Annotated in this window: 17 protein-coding genes and 1 pseudogene; 8 read left to right on the forward strand and 10 right to left on the reverse strand. The window is 70.2% G+C overall.

The window, feature by feature from the left end; translation table 11 throughout:
- The first annotated feature begins 233 nt into the window (after positions 1–233).
- Complete coding sequence (locus tag G4Q83_RS21095; RefSeq protein ID WP_128420135.1) at positions 234–695, forward strand: pilin; 462 nt, start codon at positions 234–236, stop codon at positions 693–695.
- A 143-nt stretch (positions 696–838) separates the two neighbouring features.
- The gene (gene pilB, locus G4Q83_RS21100; RefSeq protein ID WP_128420134.1) at positions 839–2,575 is read left to right on the forward strand and encodes a type IV-A pilus assembly ATPase PilB; all 1,737 of its coding nucleotides are present in this window, start codon (positions 839–841) and stop codon (positions 2,573–2,575) included.
- 148 nt (positions 2,576–2,723) lie between these two features.
- On the opposite strand, the gene G4Q83_RS21105 is transcribed toward pilB, so the two are convergent.
- Positions 2,724–4,109 carry a sigma-54-dependent transcriptional regulator gene (locus G4Q83_RS21105; protein ID WP_128420133.1) on the reverse strand — a complete coding sequence of 462 codons (1,386 nt, stop codon included), beginning with the start codon at positions 4,107–4,109 and terminating at the stop codon, positions 2,724–2,726.
- A gap of 79 nt (positions 4,110–4,188) precedes the next feature.
- A complete protein-coding gene (locus tag G4Q83_RS21110; protein ID WP_128420132.1) occupies positions 4,189–5,796 on the reverse strand; it encodes a sensor histidine kinase in 1,608 nt (535 codons plus the stop codon).
- A 241-nt stretch (positions 5,797–6,037) separates the two neighbouring features.
- Here G4Q83_RS21110 and sucC point away from each other — a divergent pair, with 241 nt between their 5' ends.
- On the forward strand, positions 6,038–7,201 hold the full coding sequence (sucC, locus tag G4Q83_RS21115) for an ADP-forming succinate--CoA ligase subunit beta (RefSeq protein WP_128420131.1): 1,164 nt from the start codon (positions 6,038–6,040) through the stop codon (positions 7,199–7,201).
- A gap of 26 nt (positions 7,202–7,227) precedes the next feature.
- Entirely contained in the window at positions 7,228–8,100 is an 873-nt protein-coding gene (gene sucD, locus G4Q83_RS21120) for a succinate--CoA ligase subunit alpha (RefSeq protein ID WP_128420130.1), read from the forward strand.
- A 518-nt stretch (positions 8,101–8,618) separates the two neighbouring features.
- On the opposite strand, the pseudogene G4Q83_RS23855 reads toward sucD, so the two are convergent.
- Positions 8,619–9,722: pseudogene (locus tag G4Q83_RS23855) on the reverse strand (MFS transporter); the annotation flags it as partial.
- 77 nt (positions 9,723–9,799) lie between these two features.
- On the opposite strand from G4Q83_RS23855, the gene G4Q83_RS21125 reads away from it, so the two are divergent.
- Positions 9,800–10,750, forward strand: a complete 951-nt coding sequence (locus G4Q83_RS21125; protein ID WP_211288290.1) for a LysR family transcriptional regulator — start codon at positions 9,800–9,802, stop codon at positions 10,748–10,750.
- 275 nt (positions 10,751–11,025) lie between these two features.
- Entirely contained in the window at positions 11,026–12,663 is a 1,638-nt protein-coding gene (locus G4Q83_RS21130) for an NAD+ synthase (RefSeq protein ID WP_128420128.1), read from the forward strand.
- Positions 12,664–12,894: 231 nt separating this feature from the next.
- Here the strand turns inward: G4Q83_RS21130 and egtD are convergent, their stop codons facing one another.
- Positions 12,895–13,878, reverse strand: coding sequence for an L-histidine N(alpha)-methyltransferase (egtD, locus tag G4Q83_RS21135; protein WP_128420127.1), 984 nt, complete (start codon positions 13,876–13,878; stop codon positions 12,895–12,897).
- Entirely contained in the window at positions 13,875–15,164 is a 1,290-nt protein-coding gene (gene egtB / locus G4Q83_RS21140; protein ID WP_128420126.1) for an ergothioneine biosynthesis protein EgtB, read from the reverse strand. The genes egtD and egtB overlap by 4 nt, the downstream gene beginning before the upstream one ends.
- A gap of 112 nt (positions 15,165–15,276) precedes the next feature.
- On the opposite strand from egtB, the gene G4Q83_RS21145 reads away from it, so the two are divergent.
- On the forward strand, positions 15,277–16,458 hold the full coding sequence (locus G4Q83_RS21145) for an aminotransferase class V-fold PLP-dependent enzyme (protein WP_128420146.1): 1,182 nt from the start codon (positions 15,277–15,279) through the stop codon (positions 16,456–16,458).
- A gap of 264 nt (positions 16,459–16,722) precedes the next feature.
- Here the strand turns inward: G4Q83_RS21145 and G4Q83_RS21150 are convergent, their stop codons facing one another.
- The 5 genes from G4Q83_RS21150 to G4Q83_RS21170 all read right to left on the reverse strand — a co-directional run bounded on the left by G4Q83_RS21150 (position 16,723) and on the right by G4Q83_RS21170 (position 22,122).
- A complete protein-coding gene (locus G4Q83_RS21150; protein ID WP_128420125.1) occupies positions 16,723–17,460 on the reverse strand; it encodes a UTRA domain-containing protein in 738 nt (245 codons plus the stop codon).
- Positions 17,461–17,750: 290 nt separating this feature from the next.
- Positions 17,751–18,332, reverse strand: coding sequence for a nicotinamide riboside transporter PnuC (pnuC, locus tag G4Q83_RS21155; protein WP_128420124.1), 582 nt, complete (start codon positions 18,330–18,332; stop codon positions 17,751–17,753).
- Positions 18,333–18,386: 54 nt separating this feature from the next.
- The gene (locus tag G4Q83_RS21160) at positions 18,387–20,567 is read right to left on the reverse strand and encodes a TonB-dependent siderophore receptor (RefSeq protein ID WP_128421761.1); all 2,181 of its coding nucleotides are present in this window, start codon (positions 20,565–20,567) and stop codon (positions 18,387–18,389) included.
- A 116-nt stretch (positions 20,568–20,683) separates the two neighbouring features.
- Positions 20,684–21,835 (reverse strand): phosphotransferase enzyme family protein, encoded by a 1,152-nt coding sequence (locus G4Q83_RS21165; protein WP_128421760.1) that lies wholly within the window; start codon positions 21,833–21,835, stop codon positions 20,684–20,686.
- Positions 21,832–22,122 (reverse strand): hypothetical protein, encoded by a 291-nt coding sequence (locus tag G4Q83_RS21170; RefSeq protein ID WP_128421759.1) that lies wholly within the window; start codon positions 22,120–22,122, stop codon positions 21,832–21,834. Before G4Q83_RS21170 ends, G4Q83_RS21165 begins: the two co-directional genes overlap by 4 nt.
- Positions 22,123–22,612: 490 nt before the next feature.
- Here G4Q83_RS21170 and G4Q83_RS21175 point away from each other — a divergent pair, with 490 nt between their 5' ends.
- Entirely contained in the window at positions 22,613–23,458 is an 846-nt protein-coding gene (locus G4Q83_RS21175; RefSeq protein WP_128421758.1) for a glycosyltransferase family 2 protein, read from the forward strand.
- Positions 23,459–24,029: the final 571 nt, after the last annotated feature.

The raw sequence follows: 24,029 nt of genomic DNA on the forward strand, positions 1-24,029 counted from the left end.
ATTGTGACGTGTTCAGGCGGAGCGACGATCCTGTCGCAAATCCCATTTTCGCCCCTGCTCGACGAGAGGCCACTGAGGCATCATGCGTCCGGGAAGTCGGGAGGCGCACCAGGAAGTTGGCACGCTGTCTGCTTGTACATCTCCACGTGGCGCTCTGCCGCGCGATGCTCGAGGGGTGGAAGCCTTGCGAGCGGAGTTCTGCCCAATCACACACCATCTCTAGGGAATTCACCATGAAGAAGCAGCAGGGCTTTACCCTGATCGAACTGATGATCGTCGTCGCAATCATCGCCATCCTGGCCGCCATTGCTATCCCGGCCTATCAGGACTACATCGCACGTGCCCAGATGTCCGAGGCGATGACCTTGGCAAGTGGGCAAAAAGTTGGAGTGTCTGAAGTCTTCGCTAATAAGGCCACCTGCCCTTCGAATACTACTGCTAGTGACGGTTTCGCCGCAGCGAGTGATATCAATGGTAAGTACGTAAGCCAGGTGCAGGTCGGTGGCACTGCTGCGGTTACCGGTAATTGCACGATCGTGGCTACCATGAAATCTACAGGCATTTCCCAGGGCATCCAAGGCAAGACTTTGACTCTGACGCTGTCGAACGCTGACAAAGGTTCCAACGTCTGGGCTTGCACGTCCACTGCCCAGCAGAAGTATTTGCCGACTGCTTGCACCGGCACCAGCTCTTAACTTCCAAGCATCAACAAGAACCCCGGTTATGCCGGGGTTCTTTTTTGCAATTGATTAATTTCGAGGTTTGCTTCTGTCGGGGCTGTGAGCACCATCTCCGATTGGCCAATGCGCTATCCTTGCCGAAGCCGCCTGGAGGCCATATGAATGCTCTGACATCCGCCAACCTGGTCGGCATCACCGGCATCGCCCGCCGCCTGGTTCAGGATGGCGCGATGGAGGAAGCCGTCGCCCGCACCGCCATGGCCCATGCCGCCGAGGCCAAGATCCCGCTGCCGCAGTGGTTTGCGGAGAAGAAGCTGGTCACCGCCGCGCAGCTGGCGGCGGCCAATGCGGTGGAGTTCGGCATGCCGTTGATGGATGTCTCGGTGTTCGACGCCAACCAGCATGCGATGAAGCTGGTCAGCGAGGAGCTGCTGCACAAGCACCAGGTGCTGCCGCTGTTCAAGCGCGGCACGCGTCTGTTCGTGGGAATCAGCAATCCGACCCAGACCCGGGCGCTGGACGACATCAAGTTCCATACCAATCTCACCGTCGAGCCGATCCTGGTCGACGAGGACCAGATCCGGCGCACCCTGGAGCAGTGGCAGGCGAGCAACGATTCGCTCGGCAATGGGCTGGGCGGCGACGACGAGGGCATGGACAACCTCGAGGTCGGGGCCGGCGACGAGGACATGGGCAGCGGCGGCGATAGCGGCGTCGATGCCAAGGGCGACGACACGCCCGTGGTCAAGTTCGTGAACAAGGTGCTGGTCGATGCGATCCGCCGCGGCGCCTCGGACATCCATTTCGAGCCGTACGAGGACGACTACCGGGTGCGCCTGCGCATCGACGGCCTGCTCAAGAGCGTGGCCAGGGCGCCGGTCAAGCTCAACCAGCGCATCGCGGCGCGGTTGAAGGTGATGGCGCAGCTGGACATCGCCGAGAAGCGCGTGCCGCAGGACGGGCGCATCAAGCTCAACCTGTCCAAGAGCAAGCAGATCGACTTCCGCGTCAGCACGCTGCCGACGTTGTTCGGCGAGAAGATCGTGCTGCGCATCCTGGATGGCAGCGCGGCCAAGCTGGGCATCGACAAGCTCGGCTACGAGCCGGAGCAGCAGAAGCTGTTCCTGGATGCGATCCACAAGCCCTACGGCATGGTGCTGGTGACCGGCCCCACCGGTTCGGGCAAGACGGTGTCGCTGTACACCGCGCTGGGCATCCTCAACGACGACACCCGCAACATCTCCACCGCCGAGGACCCGGTGGAAATCCGCCTGCCCGGGGTCAACCAGGTGCAGCAGAACAACAAGCGCGGCATGACCTTCGCCGCGGCGCTGCGTTCGTTCCTGCGACAGGATCCGGACATCATCATGGTCGGCGAAATCCGCGACCTGGAGACCGCCGAGATCGCGATCAAGGCGGCGCAGACCGGGCACATGGTGCTGTCCACGCTGCATACCAACGATGCGCCGCAGACCATCGCGCGGCTGATGAACATGGGCATCGCGCCGTACAACATCACCAGTTCGGTGACCCTGGTGATCGCGCAGCGCCTGGCGCGGCGGCTGTGCAACAACTGCAAGCGCCCGACTCAATTGCCGGAAAACGCGCTGCTGGCCGAGGGCTTCACCGCGGCGGAAGTCGCCGCCGGCGTCAAGCTGTACGAGGCGGTCGGCTGCGACGAGTGCACCGAGGGCTACAAGGGCCGCACCGGCATCTACCAGGTGATGCCGATGAACGACGAGATCGCGGCGATCGTGCTGCAGGGCGGCAACGCGATGGACATCGCCGCGGCGGCGCAGAGGATCGGGGTCAAGGACCTGCGCCAGTCGGCATTGCGCAAGGCGTGCAACGGCGTCACCAGCCTGGCCGAGATCAATCGCGTCACCAAGGATTGATGAAGCCGGGATTGGGGATTGGCAAGAGCACAGTAGCGGCTCCTCGCCCGGTTCCTCGATCCGGCGTCGACTGGGGCCGGGTTGGGGGGGCAGGGGAGGGAAGGCCGTTGCTCGCCAATCCCCAACCCGAACGCCGATCCCGGCCCCTCTATTCCATCCCCAGCTTCTTGAGCTTGTAGCGCAGCGCGCGGAAGGTGATGCCGAGCTGGGCGGCGGTGCGGGTCTTGTTCCAGCGGTTTTCCTCGAGCGCCTTCTGGATCGCGGCGCGCTCGAGTTGCTCGATGTAGGAGGGCAGGGCCGACGCGGCCGGGTCGATGTCGACCACGCCCGGCGGCAGCACGGGGGCGGCCTCGGCCGCGGCGCGGGCGGCGTTGCCCGGTTGCGGCAGGTGCAGGTCGGCGGCGTTGATCTGGTCGCCCTCGGCCATCGCCAGGGCGCGCTCGAGGATGTTCTCCAGTTCGCGCACGTTGCCGGGGAAGGCGTAGCGGTCGAGCGCGTCCAGCGCGGACGGGGACAGCAGCGGGACGACCCGGCCATGGCCCTTGGCCAGCCGCGCCAGGATCGCCGCGGCCAGTTGCGGCAGGTCGCCGCCGCGCTCGCGCAGCGGCGGCACGCGCAGTTCGATCACGTTGATGCGGTAGTACAGGTCGTGGCGGAAGCGGCCGTCGGCGACCAGCCCGGCCAGGTCCTTGTGCGTGGCCGACAGGATGCGCGCGTCCACCGCCGCCTCGGTCGCCGCGCCGACCGGGCGCACCGACTTCTCCTGGATCGCGCGCAGCAGCTTGACCTGCATCGGCAGCGGCAGCTCGGCGACTTCGTCCAGGAACAGGGTGCCGCCGTGCGCGGCCTGGAACAGGCCGGCCTGATCGGCATGCGCGCCGGTGAAGCTGCCCTTCTTGTGGCCGAAGAACTCGCTTTCCATCAGTTCGGCCGGGATCGCGCCGCAGTTGACCGGCACGAACGGCCCGGCGGCGCGCGCGCCCTGCGCGTGGATGGTGCGCGCGACCAGTTCCTTGCCCACGCCGGACTCGCCGAGGATGTAGACCGGCGCCTGGCTGCGCGCGACCTTGGCGATGGTGGTGCGCAGCGCGTCCATGGCGGTCGAGGCGCCGAGCAGGCGGCTGGCCTGTTCCGGCGCCGGCGCCGGTGCGGCGCGCTCGCTGTTGTTGAGTTCCAGCGCATGCTTGACCAGGCCGCGCAGCACGTGGATGTCCACCGGCTTGCTGACGAAGTCGAAAGCGCCGGCCTTGAGCGCTTCCACCGCCAGGTCCATGCTGCCGAAGGCGGTGATCATCGCCACCGGCGTGCGCGGATAATGGCGGGCGATCTCGCTGACCAGTTCGATGCCGTTGCCGTCGGGCAGGCGCATGTCGGTGATGCACAGGTCGTAGGGGTTGCTCGCCAGCAGCTCGCGGGCTTCGGCGAGGTTGGCGGCGGTGCCGATGCGCAGCCCCATCCTGCCCAGGGTCAGTACCAGCAACTCGCGGATGTCGCGCTCGTCGTCGACGACGAGCGCGCTTCGGGTTTCGTTCATGTCGGGATCTAAAGATAGCCCAGGGATGGGGTGGGGCGCCAATCGTTCGACGCAGATGCTGTCCTGGCGGCGCGATCCCTCAACCCGACCGCATGGCGCGGGGGCCGGGCAGGACCACGCGGAAGCAGGCCCCGCCCGCCGGGACCGGCACGTACTCCAGCCGTGCCTGGTTGGCCCGGCACAGTTCGCGGGCGATGTACAGGCCCAGCCCGGTGCCGTGCTCGGAGGTGGTGAAGAACGGACGGAACAACTGCGCCGCCACCGCCTCGGGGATGCCGGGGCCGCGATCCATCACGTCGACGATGGCGTTGCGTTCCTGCACCGCCACGCGCAACCGCACCCGCGCCGGTTCCTCCATCACCCGCCCGTACTTGAGCGCGTTGTGCACCAGCGCGCCGAGGATCTGGTGCAGGTGCTTGGGGTCGACCAGCGCCTGCACCGGCTGCGGGGCGAGGATCGCCTCCAGGCTGTCGGTCTCGCTCGACAGGGTCTGCCGGTATTCCAGCACGAAGCGGCGCACGAACGCGCCCAGGTCCAGGTTCTCCGGATGGGAGCGTTCGCGCCGGGCCAGCCCCAGCACGCTCTCGACGATGCCGTTGGTGCGCTGGCACTGCAGGTGGATGATCTGCAGCAGGCGGCGGTCGGCATCGCCGATCGCCGGCGATTCCTCGAGTAGCTGCGAGGCGTAGCTGATCGCGGCCAGCGGGTTGCGGATCTCGTGCGCCAGGCTGGCCGAGAAACGGCCCAGCGCCGACAGGGTCAGCGACTCGGCGCGCCGCGATACCACGCTCGCGTCGTCGAGGAACACCAGGGTCAGGTCGTCTTCCATCAGCAGCCGGGCGAAGCGCGGTTGCACCTCCGGCTGGTCCGGGGACAGTTGCAGCGGCGCCTCTTCCTGGTTCCAGCCGTTGCGCCAGCGCCGCAGCCGCCGCACCAGCTCCGGCGCGGCGCTGAGCAGGTCGAGGCGGCCGCTGTTGCCGTCGGCGTCGCCGAGCAGCACCGAGGCCGCCTCGTTGGCCAGGGTGACGCGGTTCTGCGCGTCCACCACCAGCACGCCGGTGCGCATGCGGCGGATGATCAACTCGTTGATTTCGTAGAGATTGGCCACTTCCGCGCCGCGCCGCTCGGCCAGCGTCTGGCTGCTGCGCGCGCGCTGCCCGATCTGATGGCAGATGTAGGCCACCGCCAGATAGCTGGTGGCGAACATCGCCAGCTCGGCCAGGCTGCGGGTGTTCTCGCCCCCGTCCAGCGTGGTCCACAGGTACTCCAGCAAGGTCGCCGCCGCGGCCAGCAGGGCGGCGCCGAAACCGTAGCGCAGCCGCAGCAGCATCGCCGCGGCGGCGACGTTGAACAGCAGCATCATCGCGCTGCCGGCGCTGGCCGCCGGCAGCGCATGCGCGGTCAGCGTGGCCGCGGCGATGTCCACGGTCGCGCCGCAGAGCACGATCGGGGTCAGATGGCGTTCGTTGCGGCCCCACATCAGCAGCAGCAACGCCACCGCCAGGTAGACGCCGGCCAGCCATGTCGCCAGCTGTGGAAAGCGCGGGGCGCCGACCAGCGCGTTCAACGGACCGAATACCAGTGCCACGATCAGCCCGGCCACCAGCACCCGGTACAGCGCGAAGAAATACAGTTCGCGGCGAGGGATGGATTCGATGCGGTCGATGAGCGAGGGGCTTGTGGGCAAGCCGGACTCCAGCCAGACGAGGGACGACGCGAGTATAGGCGCGGTGCCGGCGAACCAATGCGATGGCGGCGGCGAGGTCGGCCTGCGTTCGCCGCGGGCGGCCCGCGCCGGGACGCAGGGCCGCCGGCTTTTGCGCCGCCGCCCAGGGTCGGCGACAATACGCGCCCCGTCCGTACCGTCCCGGCCGCCACCCAGGGCCCGGACCGCTGCGGGACGGTCGTTCCTCTTCCCACGGTGACGCATGAATTTCCACGAATACCAGGCGAAACAACTGTTTGCCGACTATGGCATCCCGGTCCCGGCCGGACGCGTCGCGTCCACGCCGGAAGATGCTGTCGAAGCGGCCACTGCCCTGGGCAACGGCCCCTGGATGGTCAAGGCCCAGATCCATGCGGGCGGCCGCGGCAAGGCCGGCGGCGTGACGTTCTGCAAGACCACCGACGACGTCAAGGCCGCCGCGGACAAGATGCTCGGCACCCACATGGCCACCTACCAGTCCGCGGGCGTGGCCCTGCCGGTCAACCTGGTGCTGGTCACCACCGCCGGCGAGATCGTCAAGGAGCTGTACCTGTCGCTGCTGGTCGACCGCGACCAGAAGTCGATCACCTACATCGTCTCCAGCGAAGGCGGCGTGGACATCGAGGAGGTCGCCGCGAACACCCCCGAGAAGATCCACACCCTGGTCGTGGACTACGCCGAAGGCGTGCAGCCGTACCAGGGCCGCGAGATCGGCTTCAAGATGGGCCTGACCGCCAAGCAGGCCAGCCAGCTCGCCACCATCATGGGCGGCCTGTACACGCTGTTCAACGACAAGGACCTGTCGCTGGTCGAGCTCAATCCGCTGGCGATCCTCGACGACCAGAACCTGTACGCGTTGGACGGCAAGGTCAACTCCGACGACAACGCCACCTTCCGCCGCAAGGACCTCGCCGCCATGCGCGACACCACGCAGGAGGACGAGACCGAGGTGAAGGCCAGCGAGTACGACCTCAACTACGTGACCATGGACGGCAACATCGGCTGCATGGTCAACGGCGCCGGCCTGGCGATGGCGACGATGGACGTGATCGCGCTCAACGGCGGCGCGCCGGCCAACTTCCTGGATGTCGGCGGCGGCGCCACCAAGCAGCGCGTGACCGAGGCGTTCAAGCTGATCCTGTCCTCGGACAAGGTCAAGGCGATCTTCGTCAACATCTTCGGCGGCATCGTCCGCTGCGACATGATCGCCGAGGGCATCATCGCCGCGGTCAAGGAAGTGGACGTCAAGGTCCCGGTGGTGGTGCGCCTGGAAGGCACCAACGTGGAAGCGGGCAAGAAGCTGCTGGCCGAATCCGGCCTGGCCATCACCCCGGCCGACGACATCAACGACGGCGCCAAGAAGGCCGTCGCCGCGGTCGCCGCCTGACCCCCCCACGAGACTAGGAAGAATTCATGTCTGTTCTGATCAACACCAAGACGAAGGTCATCGTGCAGGGCTTCACCGGCCAGCAGGGCACCTTCCACGCCACCCAGATGGTGGAGTACGGCACCCAGGTGGTCGGCGGCGTGACCCCGGGCAAGGGCGGCACCACCCATATCGACCTGCCGGTGTTCAACACGGTACACGAAGCGGTCGAAGCCACCGGCGCCGATGCGTCGGTGATCTACGTGCCGCCGCCGTTCGCGGCCGACGCGATCCTGGAAGCGGCCGCGGCCGGCATCAAGGTCATCGTCTGCATCACCGAGGGCATTCCGGTGCTGGACATGCTGCGGGTGAAGAACGTGCTGAAGCAGCACCAGGACGTGGTGCTGATCGGCCCGAACTGCCCCGGCATCATCACCCCGGGCGAGTGCAAGATCGGCATCATGCCGGGCCACATCCACCAGAAGGGCAAGATCGGCATCGTCTCGCGCTCGGGCACGCTGACCTATGAAGCGGTCAAGCAGACGACCGCTGCCGGCCTGGGCCAGTCCACCGTGATCGGCATCGGCGGCGATCCGATCAACGGCCTGAACTTCGTCGATTGCCTCAAGCTGTTCAACGAAGACCCGCAGACCGAAGGCATCATCATGGTCGGCGAGATCGGCGGCGCGGCCGAGGAAGCCGCCGCCGAGTACATCAAGCAGCACGTCGAGAAGCCGGTGGTCGGCTTCATCGCCGGCGCCTCCGCGCCGAAGGGCAAGCGCATGGGCCACGCCGGTGCAATCGCCTCGGGCGGTTCGGGCACCGCCGAAGGCAAGTTCGCGGCGATGGAAGCGGCCGGGGTCAAGACCGTGCGCTCGCCGGGCGACCTGGGCGCGGCGATCGCGGCGCTGGTGAAGTAAGCGGCCACTGCCGCGACGGCGGCGCAACGCGGTTGCGTCGTTGCCGCTGCCGTGATCGGGAAGGCCTCGCGCGAGCGAGGCCTTTTTCGTCGTCGCGTGTTCGATCGGGCGGCAGGGCATGCATGCGCCATGGTGGTGCGACGTCCAGGCCGCGCGCGACGATCGGGCGTCGGGCGGGGCGGGGCGAGCCTGCGACGCCACTCGGCGAACGGTCCCCGATGTCTTCGGCGCCGATGGTCGGCGGCCGTCCGAAGTCCTTGCGCGATCGGGGCAGTGCCGCGGCGGTCGCGGCGTTGCGCCACAGGCGTTTCCTTCGACGGCGAACGCCATTGCCGATGGCCGGGCTCAGTTGCACTGTCTGTGTGCGCCCACCAGCAGGATCGCCAGGTCGAGGCCCAGTTGCAGCAGGCAGACCGCCGACCAGCCGCCCAGTTTCCATGCCCATCCCTCGATGCCGCCGCGCCCAGCGCGCCGCCGATGAACAGCAGGCCGACGAACAGGCCATTCAGGCGGCCGCGCAGGTGCGGCGGCATGAGATTGATCAGCGTCTGGTCGGCCGCCATGCCGCCGTCGAGCAGGATCGCCGCCAGCAGCGCGACGGTGGCATGCCCGTGCAAGTCGATGCCGATCCAGCGCCCCCAGCCGGCGCCGGCCATGCCGGCGACCAGCGCTGCCGCCAGCATGGCCAGATGACTGCCACGCGAGGCGATGCGCCCGTGGCCGCGGTCGCCGGCGCGTCCGGCGAGCGGGGTGACACAGACCGCGGTGGCGCCCATCAGGGCGAACGCGGCCACTGCGCCGGCATGCAACGAGAACGGGGGACTGGTCAGCAACAGCGCGATGGTGGTCCAGTAGGCCATGTAGATCGCCATCCCCAGTGCGCCGGTCAGCGCGCCGCATTGCAGGACGCGCTCATGGCGCAGCAACTGCCACAGCGAACGCAGGATCTGACCATAGCGCTGCGGCGAATGCGGCCGGCGCTCTGGCAGCACCCGGGCCAGCACCGGCGCCAGCAGCCCGACGGTCGGTGCCAGCAGGCCATAGACGGCGCGCCAGCCGGTGCTGCTGGCCAGCGCGCCGGCGATCGGACGCGACAGCATGATCCCTAGCATCAGTGCGCTCATCACGTTGCCGATGATGCGGCCGCGCGCGGCCTCGTCGCTCATGAAGGCGGCCATCGGCACCAGCATCTGGATGGCGCTGGACAGCGCGCCGGCCAGGAAGATCGCGGTCAGGAACAGCCACGCCTGCGCACTCAGCATCGCCACGCCCAGGCACAGCGCGCAGCCCCAGAGCAGGCGCACGATCAGGCCGCGGTTCTCGAGCAGGTCGGCCAGCGGCACCAGCAGGAACTGGCCGCAGGTAGAGCCCAGCAACGGCAGCATGGCGATCAGTCCGATGGCCGCGCCGGGCTCATGCAGGGAGGCGGCGATCGCTGCCAGCATCGGCTGCGCGGCGTAGAGATTCATGACGATGATCGCGACGGCGACGGCGACGGCGAACAGCAAGGTCATGAGCGGGGCCATGCGCTTTGCTGCCGGGCTGCCGGCGGTCGTCGAAGCGGATGGCCGGTCGCTGCCGCCGGTCTGCGGTTCGCTGCGCTGTTGCATGACGGCATTCATCTGGCGTCGACCGCATCGGTCGAGTCGGGAGCCAGAGGGTAGGCAAGCGCAGTCTATGCAACAATTGAATCATCGTAATGAAGAGTATGCGAGAGCGTGTTGAGTCCGCGCGACCTGCAAGCGTTCCTCGCAGTGGTCGAGACCGGCTCCATGTCGCCGCCGCGGCGCGGCCGCATCCGACCCAGCCCGGCATCACCCGGCGGGTGCAGAGCCTGGAAAGCCGGCTCGGCGTCGAGTTGCTCGACCGGCAATCCAAGCCACTGCGGCCGACCCAGGCCGGACGCGACGCCTATGCTTTGGGACGCCGGGTGCTGGCGTCGATCGACGATCTGCTCGACCGGGTGTCGCCGCAGGCCGAGGCGTGCGGCGAATGGCGGCTGGGCGTGCCGCCGTTTCTTTCCGAAGTGGTGCTGGCCGCGTCGCTGGACTGCCTGCGCGCCGAGTTTCCCCATCTGAGCATCCGCGTCACTGCGGCCTGGTCGCCGGGGCTGATGCAGATGCTGGAGAAAAGCACCCTTGATGCCGCGGTCGTGGTCGTGCCGGATGGCGTGCCGCCGCCGGCGCCGCTGCGGGTGCAGGTGCTGAGCCGCGAGTCGGCATTGGTCGTGGCGGCACGGTTGTCGCCATTGCGCAGGGGCGATCTCGGTCTGGAGGAACTGGCCGCACATGCCTGGGTGCTGAACCAGGATGGTTGCGGCATGCGCAGTGCCATCGGTCAGGCGCTGGAGCGGCGGCGCCTGCCTTTCGACGTGGCGGTGGAGGCTTTCGGCGCCGAATTGCAGTTGTCGCTGGTGGCGCGTGGGGTGGGCATCGGCATCACCATCCCGAGTGCGCTCAGGCGCAGCGCGTTCCGCAAGCAAGTACGGGCTCTGTCGGTGCCCGAGTTCGAGAACGGTCTGTGCATGTGGCTGCTGCATGCGCCAGGTCTGTGCAGCGGCAGGCTAGCATTGCCGCTGGCGCGCTTTCGCAGTGCGCTGGTCGAGATCACGCGGCAGCGGGGCATCGGCGGCGGCCAGCGGCCGCAGTGATGAGCGCGCGGTGGTGCGGCGTTGCGTCGGTGCGCGTTCCGACGGTGCGGCACAACGCCTTTGCGGCGCATGGCGGCCGTCGCCGGTCGTATCCGTCGCTGTCGCCGACCGCCGCGCGGTGCGCCATGCCGGCGGTGCGGCGCAACGGTTACACTGCGCCATTGCGCTGCGCGGGCCCGCCGCTGGCCGGTGCCGCCGACGCTGGCGCCGGTCCTGTCGTCGAGCGTCCTGCGGCCAATGCGCGCCTTCCTTCGCTCGAGTCCGCCTGTCTGCCCATGTCCGCCTCCCTTCGCATCGCCATGGCCCAGTTCGATTTCCCGGTCGGCGCCGTGACCCAGAACACCGACCGGATCGTCGCGATGATCGACGAGGCGCGCGACGAGTACGGCGCCGACATCGTGCTGTTCCCGGAGTTGGCGGTCAGCGGCTATCCGCCGGAGGACCTGCTGCTGCGCCCCGGCTTCCTCGCCGATTGCGAACTGGCGGTGCAGCGCATCGCGGTGCGTGTGCACGGCATCGTCGCGGTGGTCGGCTGGCCGCAGAGCGCCGGCAGCGTGGTCTACAACGCCGTCAGCGTGCTGCGCGGCGGGCGCGTGGAGCGCACCTACCGCAAGCGCGAGCTGCCCAACTACGCGGTGTTCGACGAGCGCCGCTATTTCGACGTCGATCCGGACGGCGGCAGTTGCGTGTTCGAGGTCAAGGGCACGCCGGTCGGCGTGGTGATCTGCGAGGACCTGTGGTTCCCCGAACCGCTGGCCGATACCGCGCGCAGCGGCGCCGAACTGGTGCTGGTGCCCAATGCCTCGCCGTACGAGCGCGGCAAGCACGCGCAGCGCGACGCGCTGCTGGCCGAGCGCACCCGCCAGACCGGCGTGGCGCTGGCCTATCTCAACGTCGTCGGCGGCCAGGACGCACTGGTGTTCGACGGCGCTTCGGTGGTCGCCGACGGCGACGGCAGCGTGCATCCGGCCGCGGCGGCGTTCACCGATCAATGGCTGGTGGTGGACTACGCGGCGCAGACCCGTTCGTTCACCCTCTTGCGCTGGATCGACGACGGCGACGAAAGCGTGGACGCGCTGGCCTGGCGCGCGGTCGTGCGCGGGCTGCGCGACTATTGCGGCAAGAACCGCTTCGCCAAGGTCTGGCTGGGCCTGTCCGGCGGCATCGATTCGGCGCTGGTGCTGGCGATGGCGGTGGACGCGCTGGGTGCGGACAAGGTCACCGCGGTGCGGCTGCCGTCGCGCTACACCGCCGACCTGTCCAACGACCTGGCCGCCGAGCAGTGCCGCGCACTGGGCGTGAAGCTGGAGACGGTGGCGATCGAGCCGGCGTTCGAAGGCCTGCTGCAGGCGCTCGGTCCCTTGTTCGAGGGCACACAGCCCGACGTCGCCGAAGAGAACCTGCAGTCGCGCAGCCGCGGCGTGATCCTGATGGCGCTGTCCAACAAGTTCGGCGGGCTGCTGCTGACCACCGGCAACAAGAGCGAGTACGCGGTGGGCTACGCCACGATCTACGGCGACATGTGCGGCGGCTACGCGCCGCTGAAGGACCTGTACAAGAGCGAAGTGTTCGGGCTGGCGAAATGGCGCAACACGGTGGGCGGCGCGCCGGTGATCCCGCCGGCGGCGATCGCGCGGCCGCCGTCGGCGGAGCTGCGCGCCAACCAGACCGACCAGGATTCGCTGCCGCCGTACGACGTGCTCGACGGCATCCTGTACCGCTACGTCGACCAGGAGCAATCGCGCGACGAGATCGTCGCCGCCGGCTACGCCGCGGAGGTGGTCGATCACGTGGTGCGGCTGGTGCGCATCACCGAATGGAAGCGGCACCAGGCCGCGCCGGGACCGAAGGTGTCGCGGCGCGCGTTCGGCCGCGAGCGGCGTTATCCGATCACCAATGGGTACCAGGCGTAGTCGGGACGCCGCCGCCGCGGTCTGGCGGCGTTCGCTTCGCAGCACATCCCCATGTGCCGTGTTGCCGGGTGTCGGTCGCGGTCAAAACCGCTTCTGCAGGGGGCGGGAAGCGGCGCCGGAGTGATGCACTGGAGGGCCTTCAGCCCCGACGGCGCCCGCCGCCGGGAACGTGCGGCGCGTCGCTCGCCGCTGTCCGAGTCCCGAGTCCCCGGTTCCGAGTCCCGGTGTTTCTCACACCGCCTGCAGCAGCCGCAACCCGAACGCGTCGTCCTGCGCGTTCCAGCCATGGCTGACCCGCAGGCCGGCGGCCGCGGCCATCTCGCCGAAGTTCTGGTCGGTGTACTTGTGGCTGTATTCGACCTGCATGGCTTCGCCGGCGGCGAAGTCGAAGCGGCGTCCGGCCACGTGCACCTGCTGCGCGCGCTGGCTGACCAGGAAGGTCTCGATGCGCTGGCGGTCGCGCGCGTACACCGCGCGGTGGCGGAACTGCGCCAGGTCGAAGTCGCTGCCGATCTCGCGGTTGAGGCGGCGCAGCAGGTTCACGGTGAATTGGGCAGTGACGCCGGCCGCGTCGTTGTAGGCGGCGTCCAGCAGCGCCGGGTCCTTGTCCAGATCGATGCCGATCAGGGCGCGGCCATCGTGGCGCATGGTCTCGCGCATCGAGGCCAGCAGCCGGACGCCGTCCTCGCGGGTGAAATTGCCCAACGTGGAGCCGGGAAAGAACACCAGGGTGCGGCGCGCGGCGCGCCGCGGCGCCGGCAGCGCCACCGGGGCGGTGAAATCGGCGCAGACCGGCAGCATCTGGATGCGCGGGAAGCGCTCGGCCAGGCGCGCGGTGCTGGACATCAGCATGTCGCGCGAGATCTCGATCGGGGTGTAGGCCACCGGCGCGCGCAAGCCTTCCAGCAAGAGTTCGGTCTTGCGCCCGCTGCCGCTGCCCAGTTCCACCACGTGCGCGCCGCTGCCGGCCGCCTGCGCGATCGAGGGCATTCGCGCTTCCAGCAGATCCAGCTCGGTGCGGGTCAGGTAGTACTCGGGCTGGCGGGTGATCGCCTCGAACAGCCGCGAGCCTTCGGCGTCGTAGAAGTACTTGGACGGCAATTGCTTGGGGCGGCGCGACAGGCCGGCGATCGCGTCGGCGGCGATGTCGTCGGGCTGCGGATGCAGGTCGGTCAGCGCGGCTTCGGTCAGCGCGCGGGCGGTCGCGGCGTTCATGCGGGATCCTTGGCCAGGCGCACGCCGGCGAACTGCCATCGCGCATCGGAGGGGAAGAAGTTGCGGTAGCTGGCGCGCACATGGTCGTGCGGCGTCGCGCAGCTGGCGCCGCGCAACACCCACTGCGCGTTCATGAACTTGCCGTTGTACTCGCCCAGCGCGCCCGACCATGGGCGGAAGCCGGGGTAGGCCAGGTAGGCGCTGCCGGTCCATTCCCAGACATCGCCGAACAACTGCTGCAGGCCGGCCTCGTTCGGTGCGGCGGAGTGCGGATGCAGCGCGTCGGCGTCGGCGAAGTTGCCGGCGATGGCGACGCCGGTGGCGGCCTGTTCCCATTCGGCCTCGGTTGGCAGGCGGGCACCGGCCCAGCGCGCGTAGGCATCGGCTTCGAACAGGCTGATATGGCAGACCGGCGCATGCGGATCGCGCGCGCGCCAGCCGCCCAGGGTGAACTCGCGCTCGCCGTCGGCATGCCAGTACAGCGGCCGCTGCCAGTCCCCGGCGTTGCGCCGCGCCCATCCATCGCTGAGCCACAGGGCGACGTTGCGGTAGCCGCCGTCGGCCACGAACGCGGCGTACTCGGCGTTGCTCACCGGGCGGCTGGCCAGCGCGTGCGCCGGCACCAGCACGCGGTGCCGCGGCGACTCGTTGTCGTACGCGAACGCGGCATGCGCCGGCCAGCCAGGGGCGCCGATCTCGCACAGCTGCTCGTCGCGCTGGATCCAGCGCAACGCGCTGGCGGGCGCAGGCGCCGCCGCGAGGTCGTGGCGATACGCCGGGGCCAGCGGATTGCTCCAGAACGCGTGCTTGATGTCGGTCAGCAGCAGCTCCTGGTGCTGCTGCTCGTGGTGCAGGCCCAGTTCCAGCACATGCAGCGTCTGCGCCGACAGATCGCCGGTCCGCAGTCGCGCCAGCACCCGCGCCTCGACTTCGGCGCGGTAGTCCCGCACCTGCGCCATCGACGGGCGCGACAGCACGCCGCGGCGCGGCCGCGCATGCATCGGGCCGACGCTCTGGTAATAGCTGTTGAACAGGAAGTCCCATTGCGGATCGACCGCGCGGTAGCCGCCGTCGGCGGCCAGCACGAAACGCTCGAAGAACCAGGTGGTATGCGCGAGGTGCCATTTCGCAGGACTGGCGTCGTCCATGCTCTGCACCATGGCGTCCTCTTCGCTCAGGGGCGCGGCGAGCTGGCTGCTGTACTGGCGCACGCTGCGGAAACGCGCCGCCAGCGACACGCTGGACGCCACGGGCAAGGAGGATGGCGCCGCAGAGGTCGCTTGCATCGATCCAGCTTAGGGGAAGTCCGTGAACATGCCTTCACGTGCGCTGGAACGTCGCGTTACGCTAACGCACATGTCTACAGCAGCCCTGTCCAACGCCTCCACGCCGGCATCCATGGCCGCCGCAGCGCCGGCGGTCCCGGTCGACCTCGCCGAGGCGCCGTACGCCTTCGCCCTGCCCGGCGGGGTCCGCTACCTGGACACCGCCAGCAAGGGGCCGCGGCTGGCCAGCGTGCTCGCCGCCGGGCAGGCGGCGCTGGCCGCCTCGACCACGCCGTGGGCGCTGTCCTTCGAGGCCTGGCGCGTGCAGATCGAGACCCTGCGCGGCCTGGCCGCAGCGACCCTGTTCGAGGGCGATGTCGACGGCGTGGCGATGGTGCCGTCGGCTGCCTACGGCCTGGCCACCGCGGCGCGGCAATTGCCGCTGGCGGCCGGCGAGGCGATTTTGCTGCTCGATGGCCAGTTTCCGTCGAACCTGTTGCTGTGGCAGCAGCGCTGCGCCGAGACCGGTGCGCACCTGGCGGTGGTCCGGTGCGGGCCGCAGCAGGACTGGACCGAGGCGGTGCTGGCGGCGCTGGACGCACAGCCGCGGGTGCGGATCGCGACGCTGCCCAATGCCGATTGGCGCGACGGCGCGTTGCTGGACCTGGACCGCATCGCCGCGCGGGTGCACGCGGCGGGCGCGGCGCTGGTGCTGGATCTGAGTCAGAGCCTGGGCGTGCTGCCGGCGCGGCTGGCGGCATGGCGGCCGCAGTTCGTGGTCGCGGTCGGGCACAAGTGGCTGCTGGGGCCGATGGGATTGGCATGGCTGTGGGCCGCACCGCAATGGCGTGCGCACGGCGTGCCGATCGAGCATCACTGGCAGGCCCGCGACCCGGGTGCCGACTGGAGCTTCCCGGCCGAGGCGCCGCCCCCGTTTCGCGCCGGCGCGCGCCGCTTCGACGCCGGCGGCGTCGCCGAGCCGCTGCGGCTGGCGATGGCCACTGCGGCGCTGCGGCAAGTGCGGCATTGGCAGCCGGCGCGGATCGCGTCGCGGCTGGGCGACCTTGGTGCGGCGTTCGAGACGGAGCTGCAGGCGCAAGGCGCGGGTGACTGGACCGTGCCCGGTCATGCGCCGCACCTGAGCGCGCTGCGCCCGCCGGCATCGGCCATGCAGGCCTTGCTGCCGTGGCTGCAGCGCGCGCAGGTGATCTGCACCCACCGCCATGGCGCATTGCGCATCGCGCCGTACCTGCAGCTGACGCCGGAGGCGATGCGCGGTTTGGCGCGGGAGATGGTCGCAGCGGCGCGCGGTTGAGCGGTCCGTTCGAAACGCGTTCGCGGCGCTTCCATGGGGAAGCGGCTCTGTGCGGCCTCGGGCCGTCGGCCCCGACGGCGACTGCAGACGGGAGGTTGGCTGCTTCGTTCGTCGCCACTGATGGCCTGAGGCCACCCGGAGTCGCTCCCACAAGTTCCAGGTGCGTCGTGCCCCTGCGAAGTTTGGGATGTTCGTTGGCCGCATCGACGGCGCCTCGCCGATCTGCGTTGGCGCGTTGCGCTGCCAATGTTGCGCAGCCCGGTCTCACTCTGGCGGCGCCTGCACCGCCACCGTCACTTCCAGCACGTCGTGGCGCCAGGACTCGATGTCGAATTCCACCGCGCGGCCGTCAGCGGCGTAGCTGACCCGCTGTAGCCGGAAGCACGGCGTGCCGGCGGTGGACTGCAGCAGCGCGGCCTGCTCGGCGTCCAGCGTGGCCGGATACATGGACAGCCGGCTGCGCGCCTGGCGCAGCCCGAGCCGTTGCCCGAGCACCGCACTGAGCGAGCCGGCCAGGTCGTGCTCGAGCAGGGTCGGCGCCCACGCGGCCAGGATCGCATTGGTCTCCAGCAACACCGCGCGGCGGCCGATCCAGCGCCGGCGCTGCAGCACGAACACCTCGGCCTGGGCATCGTCCAGTTCCAGCTGCCGCGCCAGTGCGGGCCCGGCCGGCTGGCGCCGCGCGCCGAGCAGTTCGGTGCGCGGCGCGCCGCCCTGCGCGGCCACGTACTGCATGAAGCCGGCGATGCTGGTGGGATCTTGGCGCACGCGCGACGCGCTGACGAACCAGCCGCGCCGGTTCTCGCGGTAGATGCGGCCCTCCGATTCCAGTTGCTGCAGCGCCTCGCGCAAGGTGATGCGGGTGCAGCCGAACAGCGTGGCCAGCTCGCGCTCCACCGGCAGGCGCTGATCCGCGGCCCATTCGCCGCCGGCGATGCGCGCCAGCAGCGCATCGACGATGCGCTGGCCGAAACCGGCGGCGGGATTCAATGGCGTGGGCATCGGTTCTCCGTGGCGGCGCTGCGCTTTTCTTCCTGTGGTTGCAGATAACGAAACGTGTGGGAGCGACTCCGGGTCGCCTCGGGCCATCGATCGCGACCGGGCGGGTTCGTAAAGCCCGTCGCGACTGGTCTGGCTCCCGCAACGCTGCGCTCATTGCAAATGCCCGGGCCGAGAATGCTTCAGCATAGCGATGACGATGGGGTGCGTGGCGCGGCGACGCACCCGGCACGTCGGGCTGGCGAGCAGGGTGCGCAAACTGCATCGGTTGCGGCGCATGCGGATGCGCCGGCTCATGGCAGCGGTGGCACGGCGCCGGCGCGCCGCCGCTCGGCCTGCCACAGGCGCAGGCCGTAGACCGCCAGCGCCACGAAGCCGGCGTACAGCGCCGCGGTGGGATACAGCCCCTTGTACACGAACACGCCGACATAGACGCAGTCGAGCACGATCCACAGCCCCCAGTTGGCGATGCGCTTGCGCGCCGCCCAGAAGCTGGCGACCAGGCTGAAGGCGGACAGCGCCGCGTCCAGCCACGGCAGCGCGGCATCGGTGTGGCGATGCATCAGCCAGCCCAGCAGCACCGCGCCGGCGGCGCCGGCCAGCAGCGACAGCACGCCTTCGCGCAGCGGCAGCGGGCCGACATGCACCTTGCCGTGCTCCAGCCGGCCCTGGCTCCAGCGCCACCAGCCGTAGCCCTGCAGGAACACGTAGACGCCCTGCAGCAACATGTCCGAGTACAGCTTCCACTGGTAGAACAGCCACGCATAGAGCAGCACCGCGACGACGTTGACCGGCCAGCACCAGCGTATCCGGCGCGCGGTCAGCCACACGCCGAGCACGTTGACCAGCACGGCGAGGAGTTCGAGGGGGGACATGGGGGGCTCGATGGTTGGAGTGGGGGGAGTCGGGAACGGGGACCGGGGACCGGATCAGAAATCGAACTGCACCGCCAGCCGCGCGGTGCGCGGCGCGCCCAGGAACAGGTAGTCGTCGCCGAGGTATTCGCCGACGTCGCGCCAGTAGCGCTTGTCGGCCAGGTTGTCCACGCTCAGCCGCAGCGTAGTCGGCACCGTCCCCAGCCGCGTCGCGTAGCGTGCGCCCAAGGTGTACACGGTGTAGCCGCCGACGGCGACGTGGCCGATCCGGTCGGCGTACTTGGCGCCGCTGTACTGCGCGCCGCCCAGCAGCGCCAGGCCGCGCGCGCCGGGCACGTCCCAGCTGGCCTGGGCGCTGGCGCGCAGCCTTGGCACGTTCAGCGCCTGGTGGCCTTCGTAGGCCGGCGCGCCGGTGTCCTCGGCGCGCGCGCGAATGCCGGCGACGCTGGCCTGCACATGCAGCCCCGCGCCGATCGCGCCGTCGGCCGACAGCTCGATGCCGCGGTTGTGCAGGCGGCCCTGCTGCAGGTACAGGAAGCTGCCGTCGGCTTGCGGTTGTGCGTACTGGTAGGACTGGCGGATGTCGAACAGCGCCGCGCCCAGCGCCAGGCCGGCACGTTCGTACTTCAGGCCGGCCTCGCGCTGGTAGGCGCTGGTCGGGGCGAGGATCGCGTCGGCATTGCGGGCGAACCATGAGGCGGTGCCGCCCGGCGTCAGGCCCTTGGCGAAACTGGCGTACAGCGCCAGCGCAGGCTGCGGCTTGAACAGCAGCGCCGCCTGCGGCAGCAGTTCCGAGCGACGGGTCTGTCGGGTCAGCCGGCCGTTGCGGTCCCAGGCGCGCTCGTCGTAGCGCACCTGACGCGCGCCCAGCAGCAACTGCCAGGCATCGCCGATGCCGATCCGGTCGCTGGCCAGCAGCGACTTCTGCGTGCTGTCCAGGCGCCGGCGCTTGGGATCGAGCGCGGCCTCGGCCTGGGCCAGCAGCGGCGGATCGGCGTCGATGTTGCCGCTGCCGATCCATTCGTTGATCGAGCCATGCTGGTCGATGGTGCGGTGCAGGTAGTCCACGCCGGCGTTGAGCTGATGCTGCAGCGGGCCGGTGGCGAAGCTGCCGGACACGGTCGCCTGCACTTGGTCGTTGCGGCGCGTGTCGTCGGGGCTGCGGTAGTCGTAGATGTCGTAGTCGCCTTCGCGGCTGAAATGGTTGGGGACCGCGTCGCCGGCGCAGCTGGCCGCGCCGTAGCAGCCCCAGGCGAAGCTGGAATAGTCGTCGATCGCCGCGCGGCTGTGCGCTGCCGCCAGCTGCGCGTGCCAGGTGGCGTTGAAGCGGTACTGGTAGCGCAGCTGTGCATTGAGCGCGTCGATGCCGACGGGTTTGGACCAGGGCTGGTAGGCCAGCAGCCGGTGCACCGACACGTCGGCAGGCACGCGCTCGCCGCCGAGCAACTGGTAGCCGGGCACCGAGCGCTGCTGGCGGTCCTGGTATTCCACGTCCAGCTGCAGCGTCGATTGCGGGTCGATCTTCCAGTCCGCGGCCAGCGACAGGAAATTCCGATGGCCGTCGGCATGCGCGACGTAGCTGCGGATGTCCTCGTGCGCCGCGTTGACGCGCAGTCCAAACTGGCGGTCGCGGCCGAACCAGTCGCCCAGGTCCACGGCGGCGTAGCGGCCGCCGTCGTCGTCCATCCCCAGTAACAGCGAGCGCACCTGCTGCGGGCGCTTGGTCGCGTAGTCGATCACCCCGGCCGGCTCGGCGAGGCCCGATTGCAGGCCGGACAGGCCCTTGAGCACCTGCACCTGGTCCTTGTTCTCCAGCGCCACGTTCTGCTCGCCGGTGACGGTCAGGCCGTTGATGCGGTAGCTGTTGGCGGCGTTGAGCGAATAGCCGCGCACGACGAAGTTCTCGTAGTAGCCGATCGGTGCGTAGCTGTCGCCGACCGCGGCGTCGGCGCGCAGCACCTCGCTGAGCACGCGCACCTGGCGGTCGTCCAACTGGGTGCGGTCGATCACTGCGATCGCGGCGGGCGTGTCCAGCAGCGTGGCGTCGCCGTAGCCGGCCAGCGCGGAGCGGTTGCGCGGAGGCTCGCCCTGCACGTTGACCGTCTCCAGTTCGACCGGCGTCTGCGGGACATCGCCGGGGCCGGCGGCGTCTGCGGCCAGTGCCCGTGCCGGTGCGGCGATGGCCAGCGCCAGCGTCAGGGCGAGCGGCGCGGTGGAGCGAGAAGGATGAACCATGCGGAACCTCGAACGGATGCAAGGGGGGAAGGGAGCGGCGCGGCGTCCGATCGCGGCAGCGCCTGCGCGGCGCGGCGCGGGCAGTGCGGCGGCCGCCAGCGGCGTGTCCGGAGCGGTCATCGCCATGCCGCCGCGCGCCGTCGCAGGTGCCGCAGCAGGCGCTGGCCCTCGTCGTCGCCGAACCAGTCGGCATGGCCGAGCAGGTAGCGCCGGTAGGCGATGTCCGCATTGGCGTCCGAGCCAGTGATGCCGGCGAAGTACTCGATCTCGCTGAGCGCGAAATCGGCGTGCGCCAGCGGCAGCAGCGCCGCCAGCAAGCGCAGCTGCGCTGCGTCCAGCGGCAGAACCGCGGCGTAGCCGTGCAGCAGTGCGTCGAGCTGGTCGAGCTCGGCGACGGCGCGGCGGCCCTCGTCCAGATCGAGCCACGGCACCAGGTTGCGTTCGATCGCGGTGGCCAGGTCGTATAGGGCGAAGCTGCGGTCGGCCAGGCCGAAGTCGAACACCGCGCTGACCTCGCTGGCATCGCCCTGGCCGCGCCACAGCAGATTGGAGCCGTGCCAGTCGCCGTGCGTCCACAGTGCCGACGGCGGCGCGCGCAGCAGCGGCCAGGCCTGCGTGTGCCAGGGCAGCAGGTGCGCGCGCAGATCGCCGCGCCAGTCGCGGCGCTGCAGCCAGGCGGCCAGCGCCGGCCGCCGCGTCAGGTCCTGCTGCAGCGCCGGCAACGGCTGCGGCTGGCCGAACAGGCGCAGGTTGGCGACCAGCAGCGTGGTGCTGCGCGGCGCCGCGGCATAGCCGTGCGCGGCACGGTGCAGCCCGGCCAGCGCGCGCCCGGCGGCGCTGGCGTGGGCAGTGCCGGTGAACGCGGTCCACGACATCGCCTCGCGGTAGCTGTCCGCGCCCTCGGCGGCGCGGTGCACCTCGTAGGTCCAGTCGCCCGACTGCACCGCGCCGGCGCCCTCCGCGGTGCGCAGCAGGGTCGGCACCGGCGCGCCGCGTGCGCGCAGGTGCGCGATGAAGCGATGCTCCTCGCCCAGCGTGCGCACGTCGCGTACGCGGCGGTGATGGCGTTTGACGAACAGCGTGCCGGCGCTGGTCTCGACCTCGGCCGCCGCGGAGAACGGGCGCGGGCTGTGCCAGCGCAAGGCGCGCACGGCATCGGGCAGTGCGAAGCGCCGCAGCAGCGCGTCCACCTCGTCGGCGCGCAGCAGCGGCCAATCGGCGGCCGCGGTGGCCACGCTCATGCCGTGCATCTGGTGGCGCGCGCTCATGCCGCAGCCGCGGCGGGCCAGCGCGGGGCCATGGCGCGGTACCAGGCCCCGGCGTCGGCCGGCACGCCGTGCGGCTGTGCCAGCCATTGCGCATGGGCCTGCGGCAGCGGCCGGCGCATCGGTCCCCGGTGCGCGGCGTGCAGCGCGGCCGGCGCGATCGCGCGCCGCGGTTCCCTGCCGGTGCGGCGCGCCAGCCGGTGCCTGCGCGGCAACGCGGCGAAGCCGCAGTGGCCGCGCAGCAACTGGGCCAGGCCGTGGCCAAGCCAGGGCTGGGGCGGTTGTGGCACCGGCGGCAGGCCGCCTTCGCGGGAGCAACCGGGCTCGCGCGCCGGCTGGAAGCCGGCCGGGTTCGGCCGCCGATGGACGCCTTCCGGCATGGCGCGCAGTGGGCGCAGGGCGCGGCCGGCCGGCGCGGAGCGGCCGCGCTTGCCTGCGCCGCAACCTGGTCTAGACCAATGGCCTGCGCGGTGATCGCTGCGCCCGATGGATCCATTGGCTGAACGGGCGACGGCGCCGCCGGGCCGTGGGCACGCGCGCAGGCCGGCGCGGCGTGCGCGGTTTCTGGGGCGTGGCGGCAGCGTTGGACAGGGACGAGCGCTGGCCGGCATCTGCACTGTGCGTAATGAATGAAGAGACGCGGAGGGCTCCGCAGCCCCGTGGACGACGGCCTGCTGCCTGGCGGGCCGCGCGTCGACGGCCGCAGAGTATGCGCGGCAATCGGGCGCTCTGCCACGCCTGCGGCGCGTCGGCGCTGCCGCGTTGCGGGATAATCGGCGGATGAGCGAACAACAGATGGCCGTGGTGGTGGTGACCTACGCGAGCGGCAGCACCATCGACGCCTGCCTGCAGCGGCTGCGCGCGGCGGCCGGCGTCGCCCAGATCCGCGTGGTCGACAACGCCTCGCGCGACGCCACCCTGGCGATCGTGCAACGGCATGCGCTGGAGGATCCGCGCGTGCGCTTCATCGCCAATCCCGACAATCCCGGCTTCGCCAGTGCCTGCAACCAGGGGGCGGCGGCCAGCGATGCGCCATGGCTGGCGTTCGTCAATCCGGACCTGATGGTCGAAGCCGACACGCTGGCGCTGCTGCGCGCGCAGGCGGCCATGCTCGGCGACGCGCTGCTCGGCGTAGAGCAGGTCGACGAGCACGGCCGCACCGACACGGCGGTGCGCCGCCGCGATCCGGACTTCGCGGCGATGCTGCGGCATCCCCTGGCCGGTTCGCGGCTGGCGGTGGCCGCCGATCCGGCGCAACCGCTGCAGCGCGTGCAAGCGCTGTCCGGCGCGCTGCTGTTGCTGCCGCGCGCGCTGTTCGAACGGATCGGCGGCTGGGACGCCGGCTACCGGCTGCATGCCGAGGACCTGGATCTGTGCCGCCGCGCGCGTCAGGCCGGGGCCACAGTGGCGGTGCTCAACAGCGTGCGCGTGCTGCACGTGCGCGGAGTTTCCAGCCGCAAGCGGCCATGGTTCGTGGAATGGCACAAGCACCGCGGGCTGTGGCGCTACTTCCGCAAGTTCGAGGCGCCGGCATGCGCGCTGCCGGTGCGTGCGGCGGTGTGGTCGGCGATCTGGCTGCATGCCTGGGCCACCTTCGCCAGGCTGTGCTGGCGGCGTCCTGGCTGACCGCAGCACCATCTTGGTGCGTGTGCCGCGTCACGCTGTCTGCGCGATGAGAAATCCATCCACTTCGCGATGTGAATCAAGGGCAGGGTGTTGCGGTTCCGTCACGATGCCGGCACCGGTTCGTTTCCGCTCCCGTTCCAGGGATCGCACCAGGAATTCTCGCACTCAATCAGGCGTATGGTGCGCGCTCGTGGCTGCGGGCATCTGTCGATCCCCCCTTCCGCGCCAGGCCATGGGCGTGCGCGGCGCCGCACGCGCCGGCGCGCGGCGCTGGGCCTGGCCGCCGCAGCGGTGGCCGCACCGTGTTTCTTTCCCACAAATGTGGAATCACTTGGATCGAAAGTGCTCTAGCGCCTGGCTCGCGACGGCCGCGACGGCCCGTGACAGGGCGCGGCGCAGCTGCTGGCGCTGGTTCCCGGCGACGGCTGCCAGGACTGGCGCGAGGTGGCTGCCGGACGCGCGACCACCCGGCGCGATTGCGCCGTGCAGCACACGCCGGCGCAGGCGTGCTGGCGCGGCGCCCCACGTCCTGACGCATCCTGCAGGAGCGGCTTGGGCCGCGACCGGCGCT

The sequence above is a fragment of the Xanthomonas theicola genome (assembly GCF_014236795.1).
In the GTDB taxonomy this organism is placed as follows: domain Bacteria; phylum Pseudomonadota; class Gammaproteobacteria; order Xanthomonadales; family Xanthomonadaceae; genus Xanthomonas_A; species Xanthomonas_A theicola.

Coding starts and splice junctions, on each gene's coding strand:
- G4Q83_RS21095 (WP_128420135.1), top strand. CDS start 234: ATGAAGAAGCAGCAGGGCTTTACCCTGATCGAACTGATGATCGTCGTC.
- pilB (WP_128420134.1), top strand. CDS start 839: ATGAATGCTCTGACATCCGCCAACCTGGTCGGCATCACCGGCATCGCC.
- G4Q83_RS21105 (WP_128420133.1), bottom strand. CDS start 4,109: ATGAACGAAACCCGAAGCGCGCTCGTCGTCGACGACGAGCGCGACATC.
- sucC (WP_128420131.1), top strand. CDS start 6,038: ATGAATTTCCACGAATACCAGGCGAAACAACTGTTTGCCGACTATGGC.
- sucD (WP_128420130.1), top strand. CDS start 7,228: ATGTCTGTTCTGATCAACACCAAGACGAAGGTCATCGTGCAGGGCTTC.
- G4Q83_RS21125 (WP_211288290.1), top strand. CDS start 9,800: ATGAAGAGTATGCGAGAGCGTGTTGAGTCCGCGCGACCTGCAAGCGTT.
- G4Q83_RS21130 (WP_128420128.1), top strand. CDS start 11,026: ATGTCCGCCTCCCTTCGCATCGCCATGGCCCAGTTCGATTTCCCGGTC.
- egtD (WP_128420127.1), bottom strand. CDS start 13,878: ATGAACGCCGCGACCGCCCGCGCGCTGACCGAAGCCGCGCTGACCGAC.
- egtB (WP_128420126.1), bottom strand. CDS start 15,164: ATGCAAGCGACCTCTGCGGCGCCATCCTCCTTGCCCGTGGCGTCCAGC.
- G4Q83_RS21145 (WP_128420146.1), top strand. CDS start 15,277: ATGGCCGCCGCAGCGCCGGCGGTCCCGGTCGACCTCGCCGAGGCGCCG.
- G4Q83_RS21150 (WP_128420125.1), bottom strand. CDS start 17,460: ATGCCCACGCCATTGAATCCCGCCGCCGGTTTCGGCCAGCGCATCGTC.
- pnuC (WP_128420124.1), bottom strand. CDS start 18,332: ATGTCCCCCCTCGAACTCCTCGCCGTGCTGGTCAACGTGCTCGGCGTG.
- G4Q83_RS21160 (WP_128421761.1), bottom strand. CDS start 20,567: ATGGTTCATCCTTCTCGCTCCACCGCGCCGCTCGCCCTGACGCTGGCG.
- G4Q83_RS21165 (WP_128421760.1), bottom strand. CDS start 21,835: ATGAGCGCGCGCCACCAGATGCACGGCATGAGCGTGGCCACCGCGGCC.
- G4Q83_RS21175 (WP_128421758.1), top strand. CDS start 22,613: ATGAGCGAACAACAGATGGCCGTGGTGGTGGTGACCTACGCGAGCGGC.